Genomic DNA, 11,791 nt, shown 5'->3' on the forward strand with positions numbered 1-11,791 from the left:
CTGCCCCCGGCGCCTTGCACCAGTGTGCATGGTGGGGTCGCGCAGGGTATCCGGCGCACTCGCGCGGATGCGCCCCCAGCGTTTTGCGTCGTCCTCCCCAGGGAGCCTTTGAGCAGCTCAAAGGGGTGTTTATGCAGGTGAGAAGCGTGCCGAAGATGTCTATCATCGAGGCGTCCGACCGTGTGAACGAGGCGTCGGAGCACCCCGGTAAGGAGCCCCGCGGTGAGCACTCCGCAGATCACCCGCCCCAGCGGGACGTACGACGTCGACCGCACCGATGCCGAGTACCGCGCCTGGCTCAAAGAGGCTGTCCGCAAGGTCCAGGCCGACGCCAACCGCTCGGCGGACACCCACTTGCTGCGCTTCCCGCTGCCCGAGCAGTGGGGCATCGACCTGTATCTGAAGGACGAGTCGACCCACCCCACCGGCAGCCTCAAGCACCGCCTCGCCCGGTCCCTGTTCCTGTACGGCCTGTGCAACGGGTGGATCCGCCCCGGCCGCCCGGTGATCGAGGCGTCCAGCGGTTCGACCGCCGTCTCCGAAGCCTATTTCGCCAAGCTCATCGGTGTGCCCTTCATCGCGGTCATGCCGCGCACGACGAGCGCGGAGAAGTGCCGGCTCATCGAGTTCCACGGCGGGCGCTGCCACTTCGTGGACGACTCGCGCAAGATGTACGAGGCCTCGGCCGCCCTCGCGGCGGAGACCGGCGGCCACTACATGGACCAGTTCACCTACGCGGAACGGGCCACGGACTGGCGCGGCAACAACAACATCGCCGAATCCATCTTCCGCCAGATGGAGTTGGAGCGGTTCCCGGTGCCGACGTGGATCGTCGCCACGGCGGGCACCGGAGGCACCTCGGCGACCATCGCGCGGTATGTGCACTACATGCAGTACGACACCCGGGTCTGCGTGGCCGACCCGGAGAACTCGTGTTTCTTCGAGGGGTGGACGACCGGCGATCCGGACGTCACCTGTGACTGCGGCTCGCGCATAGAGGGCATCGGGCGGCCCCGGATGGAGCCGAGCTTCGTGCCCGGCGTCATCGACCGGATGATGAAGGTCCCGGACGCGGGCGCCGTCGCCGCCGTACGGGCCCTGGAGGGAGCCATCGGCCGCAAGGCGGGCGGCTCGACCGGCACGGGCTTGTGGAGTGCGCTGAAGATCGTCGCCGAGATGGTGGCCGAGGGGCGCACGGGCAGCGTGGTGACCCTGCTGTGCGATCCCGGCGACCGCTATCTGGACAAGTACTACTCGGACGCGTGGCTCGCCGAGGAGGGGCTGGACATCGCTCCGTACACGGCGGTCATCGAGTCACTGCTGGCGACCGGGGTGTGGCCGGGCTGATCCTGGGCCCACCCTCGTCAGCCTCCGGTCCAGTGCCGTGACCGCGCCGCGGAACGCGTGTCCCAGACCCGCGCGGGCGCCCTTCAGCGCGAACCGGAGGACCGCGGGCCCGTCGGCCGCGAAGGTCCACTGAACCCGGGTGCCCGGGCCGGCGGGCGTGAGCCGCCACTCCTCGAGGAGCGCGCGGATCCCGGGTACGCCCGTCTCGTCGACCCGGTACGCGTACAGCTCGTCCGGCTCGGCCGCCACGACCGTCTCCAGGAAGTGGGCGCCGCCCGTCAGACGCACATCACGCCGGGCGCCTTCGTCGAGGGGCCGGGCGAGGGTCACGGCGGAGAACCAGTCGCTCCAGCCCGGGACGTCGTCGGCGAGGGCCCCGAAGACCGCCTTGGGAGGTGCCGTGATCTCCCGCGCGAACACGAGCCGCACGGGAGCGGTCCGCAGGAAGTCGAGCCCCACCGGGCGCAGCTGACGTGCCATGGACGCAACCTCCTCGAGGGAAGCGCAGTTCCCGAAACGGAAGCGGGGGTGCCGGGCCGGCGTCACCATAGCCGGTGAGCCGTCAGATGTCTGTATCCTCTTCGGTTTCCCCGGCCACCACCAGCCGCCTGAGGTGCTCCGCGATCTCCCTGCGCGCCTCGGCGGGCATCCCCCCGTCGGTCACCAGCGTGTCCACCTGCTCCAGCGCGGCGAACGAACTCAGCCCCACCGTCCCCCACTTGGTGTGGTCGGCGACCACCACGACCCGGCGTGCGGACTGCACGAGCCGCCGGTTGGTCTCCGCCTCCGCCAGGTTCGGCGTCGACAGGCCCGCCACCACGGATATGCCGTGGACGCCGAGGAAGAGCAGGTCGAAGTGGAGCGAGGCGATCGCCTGATCGGCCACGGGCCCCACAAGCGAGTCGGAGGGAGTCCGCACACCGCCGGTCAGTACGACGGTGGCGCCGCCCTGCCGCTGGCCGGACGTGCGCTGCGCCGAGTGGAAGACGTCGGCCACGCGCACCGAGTTGGTGACGACGGTCAGATCCGGCACATCGAGGAGATGGTGGGCGAGCGCGTATGTCGTCGTACCGCCGGACAGAGCGATCGCCGAGCCCGGTGCGACCAGCTCGGCCGCGGTCCGTGCGATGTCCTCCTTGGCCGTCAGCTCCAGACCCGACTTGGCCTCGAACCCCGGCTCGTGGGTGCTCGCCTCCACCACCGGCACCGCGCCGCCGTGCACCTTCTCCAGTACGCCCTGGCGGGCGAGCGCGTCGAGGTCGCGCCGGACCGTCATGTCGGAGACGCCGAGCCTGCGGGTCAGCTCGTTCACGCGAACCCCGCCGCGCCGTCGTACCTCGTCCACGATCAGGGCGCGGCGCTGTTCCGCGAGGAGGTTCTGATTCTCACTCACGTCCGCTTCGCTCCCTTTCGCCCGATCTGCTGCGGCTTGGCGTCCACACCGGCTCCGACAAGGCCATTCTCCCGCCATGGGTGCCGGGGACGGCCCCATCCTCGCATGGGTCGCCGCCGGTGGCGCCACCCCCCGTACCGCAGGAATCACCATCCGCTGTCCGCAGGAGTCACCCGTATCGGGGAGATTCCGTGACAACGGGTGTGCGCACCCGTGACAGAGGAGATCATCTGCCTGCACATGACACACGGTAGGCGGCGCGGGGGAAGTGCAGAACAGTGGAGCGTGCACGGGAACACGAGGGGGAGCGCGGCGACACCGGCCGACGGACCGCGCGGCCCGGAATGGCCCTGGAACTCCTGGTTCATGGGGTCGGTGGCACCACGCCCGAGGAGATGCTCGGCGATCCGCGGACGGTCCGGATCACCGGCGACGAGACGGCCGCCGTCTACCGGCGCACCGCCGACGCCGACGCCGAACGCAACCCAGGGGAGCGCGGGGACCGGCCGGTGCCCGAGGCGTATGTGTGGTGCAACCTCACTTCTGGCAACGCCGCCCGTGCCCTGTGGCTGTTGCTGCTGCCCTTCATGGTGGCAAACCTCGCGCACTGGATGCGCCCCACGACGACGGGCCGGCAAAGGACCGTGCGCCTGTACGGCCTGATCGTGCGCCTCATCGGGCTCACCCTGACCGTGCTGCTGGTCGCCGCCGCCTGCGAGGTCGCCCTCGATCTGACTGCCTGGCAGTGCGCGGGCACCCGCGCGTGTGCCGCGCGGCACACGTGGCTCGGCTTCCTCTCGCCCGCCCTGTCCGACCATGGCTGGTGGAGCCAGCCGGGGCGGCGCCTGGTGCTGGCGGCGCTGGTGCCCGCGGCACTGACCGGCCTGCTCTGGTATCTGTCGCGCCGCACCTGGAGCGCCTACGAGTCGCAGCAGCCCATCGCCGACGAGACCGAGCCGGACGGGGAGCAGCACCGCATCGCACTCGGCCGCCCCGGGTTCTGGTACGGACGCCGCCTGGTGGCCCGGCTGCGCGCCGCGCACACCGCCGCGGGCTTCCTGACCGTCGCCGCCGCCCTCGGCACCTGCGCCGTGCGGTACGACCGCCACCACGGTTCCGCCGGACTCGAGGTCGTCGGCTGGCTCCTGGGTGCGGGCCTCCTTGTCGGCACGGTGGTCGTGGCGTGGGTGGTGTGCCGCCGGGGCCGCACCGAGGACCGGCTCGACACGGATCTCGACGGGACAGTGGTGCGGCTGCTGCCGGCCGGCGCGCTCGCTCTGCTCGTGGCGACCGCGGTGTACGCCGGCTGGTCGCGCCCGAACTGGAGGTCGACGGGGCTGCTGCCGGGTGACGCCACCTTCGGCACGCTCGCCCTGATCCAGGGACTGCTCGTCCTGGTGCTCGGCGTGGTGGCCCAAGTCCTCTACCGGGCCCGCCCCGACGCCCGCACCGCCATGCGCGGACTGGCCGGACCCGCCGTCGCGCTGCTGGCCTGTGCGCTCGGCGGGGTGATGTCCGGCGGCGTGGCCCAGCGGGTGGCCGACTGGCTGGACGGCACCGTGCACAGCATCGCGGGCCCGCCCGTACTGCTCACCTGGCAGGCGTCCACGATCCCTCCGCTGCTGCTCGTGCTGCTCGGCGTCGGCGCCTGGCTGGTGCGGCGCACTGCGGTGCTGCGACGTGCCGAGAAGCTCGCGGTCGAACTCGACTACCCGGGCCAGCCCGAGGACGACGCCCGCACCGCGCAGATCGCCGGCACGCGTGCCATGGCCGCGCTCACCGACCGGGCCCCGCTTCTCATCGCCTTCACGTGCGCCGCGACACTCCTCCTCGGCGCCGCCGCCCTCGTGGGGGCCCTGGCCACCCGAGCCACCCCGGACCGGGCGGCAGAGGGCACCTCGCCCTTCGTCAGCGGCGCCGCCGAGACCGCCCAGACGCTCGGCTCCTGGCTGATCGGCGTCGGCTTCCTTCTGTTCGTCACCTGGGGACGCCGGGCGTACAAGGACGCCTCGGCGCGGCGCACCATCGGCATCCTGTGGGACGTGGGCACCTTCTGGCCGCGCGCCGCCCACCCCTTCGCCCCGCCCTGCTACGCCGAGCGCGCGGTGCCCGACCTGACCTGGCGCATGGCCACCTGGACGAGTACCACCGGCGGACGCCTGGTCCTCTGCGGCCACTCGCAGGGCAGCGTGCTGGCGGCGGCCGCCGCCTGGCAGCTCAAGCCCTCCGTACGCAGGCACGTGGCCCTTCTGACGTACGGCTCGCCCCTGGAGCGGCTGTACGGGCGCTGGTTCCCGGCGTATTTCGGCCCGGCAGCGCTGACTTCACTGCACCGCGAGGTCGTCTGCTGGCGCAATCTGTATCGGCTCACCGACCCCATCGGCGGTCCGATCGGGCTGCCCGGCGAGTGCGGCCCGCAGGTGGACCGGGCACCGCTGAAGGACCCGCGCGCCTACGGCCGCACCGAACGCCACCCGCTGCCCGCGCCGATCCTCGGACACGGGGGCTACCCGACGGACCCTGCGTTCGCCGAGGAGCGCGAGCACCTGCTGGAGCGGCTGCGGCCGGGCATCCCGGGACCGAGGCCGGCCCAAACGCCTCCAGGGCCGGGCGCGCAGCCCGGGAGCACGGATGCCGGGAGCCCGGATCAGGGAAGCTCCGGCAGGTCCTCCGGGTAGAGCAGGGTCAGATCGTCGGTGTTCGCCTCCACCAGCTGGGCGACCCGGCCCGCGTGCCGTTCCACCATTGCCTCGAAGGTCTGGCGCGCGGTGCGGCCGTTGCCGAACGCCGGTCCCTTGGGGATCGCCGTGAAGTACTTCAGCAACGCTTCGCCGGTCCCGGGCCCCAGCCGGTACTCGTGCTCCTCGGCCTGCTGCTCCACGATCCGCAGCAGCTCCTCGGGGCCGTAGTCACCGAAGGTGATGGTCCGTGAGAAGCGGGACGCCACACCGGGGTTGACGGACAGGAAGCGCTCCATCTCGGTGGTGTAACCCGCCACGATCACCACGACCGCTTCGCGGTGGTCCTCCATCAGCTTCACGAGTGTGTCGATCGCCTCGCGGCCGAAGTCGCGCCCGGAGTCCTCCGGCGACAGCGCGTACGCCTCGTCGATGAACAGCACCCCGCCGCGGGCCCGGTCGAAGGCCTCCTGGGTGCGGATGGCCGTGGAGCCGATGTGCTCGCCGACCAGGTCGACCCGGGACACCTCCACGAGATGACCCTTCTCCAGGACACCGAGCGAGGCCAGGATCTCCCCGTACAGCCGGGCGACCGTCGTCTTGCCGGTGCCGGGGGAGCCCGTGAACACCAGATGCCGCCGTACGGACGCCGCCTTGAGCCCGGCCTCCTGCCGTCGGCGCCCCACCTCGATCATGTCGATCAGGGCGCGTACCTCGCGCTTGACGCTCTCCAGGCCGACCAGCGCGTCGAGTTCGCCGAGCACGGCCTTCGACGTGCGCGTGGGCTTGTCCGGTTCGGGGAGGGGCACAAGGAGCGGCTCCTGCTCGGTCGTGCGCTGGCCGGGGATGGAGCCCAGCAGACCGGGGGACCGGTCCGCCGTCTGCACGGCGGTCTCCAGTGCGGCGGTCGGACGCACACCGGCGCTCTCGTCGCTGGTGCAGTCCTCGACGATGGCACCGCCGTCGGACGCTCCCGGGGCGCCGTCCGTGAACTCGTAGCCCTTACGTGCGCATCGTTCCGTGCGGCACTTCCTCAGGGTGGCCCGGCAGCCGTCGATCACATGGAAGCCGTAGCCGCCGCTGCCGGTGACCCGGCAGTTCAGGAAGCTGCCCCGGCCGCCCGCCGAGACGTAGAAACCCGCCTCCGCCGGCGAGGTCACCGAGCACCGCTCGATGGTGGGATCGGCGCCCTTGGTGACGATGACACCGGTCTGGGTGCCGTCGACGGTGCAGCCGGACAGCGTTCCGCCACTTCCGTGGTCCCGGAACCAGGCGCCCGTCGCCGCGTCCCGGATCCGGCAGTCGTCCAGCTGAGCGGTGGCGCCGTCGCTCACCGACACCGCCGTGTTGCGCACCTGCGTGAGGTCGCTGTCCACGACGTCCGCGCGCGAGCCCCGGTCGAGGACGAACAAGGCGTCCGGCACGTCGTGCACCCGGCACGACTCCAGGACCGCGGTCGCGCCGTCGCTGATCCACACCGCCGGATAGTCGCCGGTGCTGTCGAAGATCTCGCACTGGTTGGCGTCCACCCGGGTGCCCGGGTCCCACACGGACAGGCCGTTGCGCCCGAACTCGCGTACCGTCGTGCGGGTCAGCGTGAGGACCGAGCGGGACCGAAGGTCGACCGCGTTCTCCGGGATGTCGTGGATGCGGCTGTCGGCGAGCGTCAGTACCGCGTCCGTGTCGAGCGTGACGCCGTCCGCGGTCGTGCGGTGCACATCGCAGTCGGTCAGATGTGCCGTGGCCCGCGTGGTCACCTGCACACCGGAGCCCCGGATCTCGTACACCTCACAACCGACGGCCTCCAGCGAGGAGTTCTCCCCAGTCGCCGAAAGGCCCGCGCCCGAGGTGTGGTGGACCCGGCAGCGCTCCAGCCGCGGGCGTCCGCCGCCGCGGACCGCGACGCCGGACTGCGCGGCCGCCACGACCTCGCACTCCTCGAACACACCGCCACCGCCGTCCACGACGGCGATGCCGATGCCGGCCGGGTTGTCGACCGTGCACCGCCGCACCGTGGGGCGCGCGCCGCCGCGGACCTCGATGCCGGCCGCCGACCGGGTCATGATCCGCAGGTCCGTCAGTTCGGGCGTGCCCTCCTCGACCAGCAGCGCGGGCGCTGCCGCGTCCTGACCCTCGACGTGCAGGTCCTGGATCACGGCGGAGGCGCGCACGGTCAGCGGCACTCCGTCCACCGGAGCGATGCGCACGGAGCCGGGGGAGCCTTCGGGGCCGCGCAGGGTCACCGCCCGCTGGACGACGAGGTTCTCCCGGTAGGTGCCGGGAGCGATGGTGAGCACATCTCCGTCGCCCGCGGCCTCCAGGGCGGCGGCGAGCGATGCGTACTCACCCGTGCGGCGCCGCCACCGCGATGTGCCGGTGTGCGTCACCTGGACCGTGCCCTGTGCCATGGCGATGCTGTGCCCCCCACCTCGTACTTACGCGGGTCTCGCGAAGATGCCGGACAGCGGACCGGTCCGGCCGGTCCACCGTAGCGTGCGCGGACGCGGCCGGTTGACCGGAGGCGGAGCTCAACTGCCCGTTCCGGTGCGGCCCCAGTCCGGGCCCGCCCTGTCCCATGCCCGGTCCCAGCGCGCGTACCGGCGAAGGACCATGCGCCAGACGATCAGCCGGCGGCACCCCTCGATGAGACCCGCGGTCATCGCGGCCGCGCCGATGCCCGCCAGCACGGCGTGCGTCGTCGCGCTGGCCCTGTCCAGCGGACGGCCCGTTATCCGCCCGTGGCCGTCGGTCCAGAGGGGGAAGTGGTCGCCCCGGTGCGGGGACTTGAGGTCGGCGATGACCGCGCCGTGCTGTGCGGTGCCGTCCGGTGCGGTCCAGTCGGCGAGGACGCGGCTGTGTCTGTCCCGCGACGCCGTGGATTCCGGGTCCGCGTCGATGGGGGCAGGCCCGAGCTTCTTGACCACGGTGGCCGCCACCAGGTGTCTGGAGCGCTGCTGCTCGCGGACGGCCCGCTGCAGGGAGCCCTGGGCGACTGATCCGGTCACGGCCCCGACGAGGGGAGCTGTGACGAGTATCAGGAAGAGGACGGTCAACGCCAGCCAGGCCTCGGCCAGATCGGTGCCACGGCGCAGTGGATTGCGCCGCCAGCGCCACAGGCCGCTGATCGCTCGCACAGTGGCCACCCCCTCACGCCTCCGTGATAACTCCCGCAGCCGGCCGTCCGCCTCCGAGACCGGGTAAGAGAGAGCCAAATCACCTCTCCCCTGCCTCACGCGTCTCTCACGGACTTCTCACACCGACTCAACGACCGTGTCAGTCGACTGGGTTCCCGCCCGAGCGGTGAATCGCGGAACTTCGCCGGCCGGCGGTGCGGCCGGCCGGGGGACCACCGATCTCTCGCCTCGCCCTATTCGAGGATCGTGACCGGATCGCCGATGCGGACGCTGCCGGTCGTCTCCGGCACCAGGTTCTGGCCGAAGATCAGCTTGCCGCCGAAGCGGCGATGGCGGCCCAGCGTGCGCAGCGGCTCCTTGCCGCGTTCGGCGGTTTGCTGGTCCGTGGTGGTCACGACGCAGCGTCCGCACATCTTGGCGACCCGGAAGGTCACCTCTCCGACGGCGATCCGCTTCCAGTCGTCCTCGGCCCAGGGTTCCGTTCCGGCGATGACGAGATTTGGCCGGAAGCGGTTCATGGGCAGCGGGCCCTCGCCCGGGTGATCGCCCTGCTCGATCAGGGAGTTCAGGGCGTCCAGGGACGCGGCTGTGGTGAGTAGCAGGGGGTAGCCGTCGGCCAGGCTGACCCGCTCGCCGGGGCGGCCGTACGGCGGGTCGTCGATGGGTCGGCGGACGGCGGGGTCGTCGAGGTGGACCAGGGTCACACCCTCACCGAGGTAGGCGCTGAACCACGCACCTGCCTCGGCGCCCGCGGGCACCGTCTCGATCTTCTCGCCCGACCATCTCGCGATCGTGGTGGCCGCCGGTTCGGGCACGGCCACGGTCAGCGGCTCCAGGCCGGAGGCGGACACACGGACGCCGCCGCCGGGCAGGAGCTCGGCGGCGGCCAGTGCCAGGCGCGGGTGCTCGCGTTGCGTGACCACCTTGCCGGCCTCGTCGATCAGTGCCCAGCGCCGGTCCCCGGCCAGCCCCCATGGCTCCACCACGGCCTCGCGGGGTGCCTGGCCCCGCAGTGCCTTGACCGGGTGGACGTGAATCGAGTGCAGCGCTGGATTCGGCATGAGGCCATCGTGCCATCGCAGATCGAAGGCCTCATGCCGTGGCGCGGATCAGTAGCCGCGGTACTGCTGACCGTTGTTGTACGGGTCCTGGTACGGAGTCGGGACCGGACGCGGCGCCGCGGGGCGCATCGCCTCGTAGCCCGTGCCCGCGGCCATGGGGCGCGGCTGCTGCATCTGCTGCGGGCCCGGGTAACCACGCGGGCCGACGGCCTGCTGCGGAATGTACGCGGTCGGGGCCTGCTGCAGCGGCGCCGGCTGGGGAGCCTGCGGGTAGCCGTAGGACGGGACATGGGGGGAGGGTGCGGCCGGCAGCGCGGGGAGCGCGGACGGCAGTGCCGGCAGGTTGCTGCCCGGCGTCTCGTACGCGGAGGGGACCCGGATCGGAGCGATCTGCGGGGTGCCCCGCTCGGCGACGAGCCTGTCGTAGATCGGAGTGTCCGGGAAGGGCGACGCGGAGTAGTAGCCGCCGCCATAGGTGGAGCGGGGGGAGGTCATGGCACATAAGTTAAGCCCACGATGTGCTGGTTGGGGAGACCGATAAGAGGGTTGTTTTCCGTGTCCGGGGTGACGTGGGAGCCCCAATGCGAGCGAACTTGGCAAAAAAGGGCAGCAAAAGGTGTTTGGATCGTGTAAAGGCCGAGTTCCCAGCGGGTTACCGGCGGTTGACCAAGCGTCTTCGCGGAGGGCTCATGGGAGTTTGCACCCCGGGGGAATAGGTTGGCCGGAACGGTTGCAACCCGCTGCCCGGGCTCGGTGCGGCGACACTCGATGGGGGGCGGACATGTCAATGCCGAAGGGGTCGAACCTTCCGGTTCCCACGAAGGCGCTGCGCGTCGAGCTGGGATGGCGTTCGGGACCGGGCGTGCCCGATGCGGACGCCTCGGCGCTGCTGCTGGTCTCCGGCAAGGTCCGTACCGACGGTGACTTCGTCTTCTACAACCAGCCCAATCACTCCTCAGGAGCGGTGCGTCACGAGGGGAAGCGGGACGTCGGCGGTCACGTGACGGACACGCTGCTCGTGGACCTCGCGCGCGTGGAGCCCGCGATCGAGTCGGTGGTGCTGGCCGCCTCCGCCGACGGGGGGACGTTCGGGCAGGTGAACGGTCTCTACATCCGCGTGCTGGACGCCGAGCAGGGTGCGGAGGTCGCGCGCTTCGACCCCGCCGCCACCGTCGAGACCGCCTTCGTGCTGGGGGAGTTCTACCGCCGTCAGGGCGCCTGGAAGTTCCGCGCCGTCGGTCAGGGCTACAGCAGCGGGCTCGAGGGCCTGGCGACCGACTACGGCATCACGGTGGACGAGCCGCAGCACACGGCGCCGCCCGCCGCCCCCTTCACGCGCGTCGACTGGCCCAACGCCTCGGCTCCCGTGCCCGCTCCCGCAGCGCCACCGGTCGCCCCGCCGGTCACCGCGCCGCCTCCCACCTCCCCGTACGGCGCACCGCCGCCGCCCCCTGCCCCGTATGCGCCGCCGTCCCCGGCCGCCCCGTACGGTGCGCCCGCGCCCTCTGTTCCGCCGCCGCCCCCGGCTCCCGTCCGGCTCACCAAGGTCACACTCACCAAGCAGGCCCCCTCGGTCTCCCTCACCAAACAGGGTGGAACGTCAGGTGTCATGCGGGTGAACCTCAACTGGCAAGTACGCAAACAGTTCTCGGGCTGGGACAGCAAACGCGGCCGCGCGGTGGCGATGCACGCGGACCTCGACCTGGACCTGTGCGCGCTGTACGAACTGTCCGACGGCAGCAAGGGAGTCGTCCAGGCGCTGGGCAACGCCTTCGGGTCCGTGCACCAGCCGCCGTACATCCACCTCGACGGCGACGACCGCACCGGCGCCGTCGAGAGCGGCGAGAACCTCACCGTCAACCTCGACCACAAGCAGCGCTTCCGGCGCATCCTCATCTTCGTGACGATCTATGAAGGCGCCCGCTCCTTCGCCGATCTGCACGCCACGGTCACGCTCCAGCCGCAGCACGGCGCGCCCATCGAGTTCTCCCTCGACGAGTGCACGGTGCCATCGACCGTGTGCGCACTCGCCCTCATCACCAACACCGGCGGCGACCTGGTCGTCCAGCGAGAGGCGCGCTACCTGGTCCCGGAGCGCGGCGTCAGTCCTCAGCGCACCATCGACCACGCCTACGGGTGGGGCATGAACTGGACCCCCGGCAGGAAGTGACCCACTGG

The 11,791-nt window shown here is 71.6% G+C and carries 9 protein-coding genes; 3 read left to right on the plus strand and 6 right to left on the minus strand.

Features of this window, described 5'->3' with window-relative positions; all coding sequences use genetic code 11:
- The first annotated feature begins 222 nt into the window (after positions 1-222).
- A complete protein-coding gene (locus ACWDA7_RS16250) occupies positions 223-1,347 on the plus strand; it encodes a PLP-dependent cysteine synthase family protein (protein WP_450604850.1) in 1,125 nt (374 codons plus the stop codon).
- Here ACWDA7_RS16250 and ACWDA7_RS16255 read toward each other — a convergent pair.
- Together ACWDA7_RS16255 and ACWDA7_RS16260 are read right to left on the minus strand one after the other, a co-directional pair.
- Positions 1,315-1,827, minus strand: a complete 513-nt coding sequence (locus tag ACWDA7_RS16255; protein WP_450604852.1) for an SRPBCC family protein — start codon at positions 1,825-1,827, stop codon at positions 1,315-1,317. The two genes, ACWDA7_RS16250 and ACWDA7_RS16255, sit on opposite strands and share 33 nt — an antisense overlap.
- Before the next feature lie 82 nt (positions 1,828-1,909).
- On the minus strand, positions 1,910-2,740 hold the full coding sequence (locus tag ACWDA7_RS16260) for a DeoR/GlpR family DNA-binding transcription regulator (protein WP_450604853.1): 831 nt from the start codon (positions 2,738-2,740) through the stop codon (positions 1,910-1,912).
- Between the two features lie 278 nt (positions 2,741-3,018).
- Here ACWDA7_RS16260 and ACWDA7_RS16265 point away from each other — a divergent pair, with 278 nt between their 5' ends.
- Positions 3,019-5,418 carry a hypothetical protein gene (locus ACWDA7_RS16265; protein WP_450604855.1) on the plus strand — a complete coding sequence of 800 codons (2,400 nt, stop codon included), beginning with the start codon at positions 3,019-3,021 and terminating at the stop codon, positions 5,416-5,418.
- Here the strand turns inward: ACWDA7_RS16265 and ACWDA7_RS16270 are convergent.
- The 4 genes from ACWDA7_RS16270 to ACWDA7_RS16285 form a co-directional block, all read right to left on the minus strand.
- Positions 5,388-7,826, minus strand: coding sequence for a right-handed parallel beta-helix repeat-containing protein (locus ACWDA7_RS16270; RefSeq protein WP_450604857.1), 2,439 nt, complete (start codon positions 7,824-7,826; stop codon positions 5,388-5,390). The two genes, ACWDA7_RS16265 and ACWDA7_RS16270, sit on opposite strands and share 31 nt — an antisense overlap.
- Positions 7,827-7,946: 120 nt before the next feature.
- The gene (locus ACWDA7_RS16275) at positions 7,947-8,552 is read right to left on the minus strand and encodes an Rv1733c family protein (protein WP_450604917.1); all 606 of its coding nucleotides are present in this window, start codon (positions 8,550-8,552) and stop codon (positions 7,947-7,949) included.
- A 233-nt stretch (positions 8,553-8,785) separates the two neighbouring features.
- On the minus strand, positions 8,786-9,613 hold the full coding sequence (locus tag ACWDA7_RS16280) for an MOSC domain-containing protein (protein WP_450604858.1): 828 nt from the start codon (positions 9,611-9,613) through the stop codon (positions 8,786-8,788).
- Between the two features lie 48 nt (positions 9,614-9,661).
- A complete protein-coding gene (locus ACWDA7_RS16285; RefSeq protein ID WP_359396494.1) occupies positions 9,662-10,108 on the minus strand; it encodes a DUF6643 family protein in 447 nt (148 codons plus the stop codon).
- Positions 10,109-10,394: 286 nt separating this feature from the next.
- Here ACWDA7_RS16285 and ACWDA7_RS16290 point away from each other — a divergent pair, with 286 nt between their 5' ends.
- Positions 10,395-11,783, plus strand: coding sequence for a TerD family protein (locus ACWDA7_RS16290; RefSeq protein WP_450604859.1), 1,389 nt, complete (start codon positions 10,395-10,397; stop codon positions 11,781-11,783).
- The last annotated feature ends 8 nt before the right edge of the window (positions 11,784-11,791 follow it).

The sequence above is a fragment of the Streptomyces sp. NPDC001156 genome, assembly GCF_053598275.1.

What these genes read in the sequence shown, in the direction of transcription:
- ACWDA7_RS16255 (WP_450604852.1), bottom strand. Translation starts at nt 1,827, where the DNA reads ATGGCACGTCAGCTGCGCCCGGTGGGGCTCGACTTCCTGCGGACCGCT.
- ACWDA7_RS16270 (WP_450604857.1), bottom strand. Translation starts at nt 7,826, where the DNA reads ATGGCACAGGGCACGGTCCAGGTGACGCACACCGGCACATCGCGGTGG.
- ACWDA7_RS16280 (WP_450604858.1), bottom strand. Translation starts at nt 9,613, where the DNA reads ATGCCGAATCCAGCGCTGCACTCGATTCACGTCCACCCGGTCAAGGCA.
- ACWDA7_RS16285 (WP_359396494.1), bottom strand. Translation starts at nt 10,108, where the DNA reads ATGACCTCCCCCCGCTCCACCTATGGCGGCGGCTACTACTCCGCGTCG.
- ACWDA7_RS16290 (WP_450604859.1), top strand. Translation starts at nt 10,395, where the DNA reads ATGTCAATGCCGAAGGGGTCGAACCTTCCGGTTCCCACGAAGGCGCTG.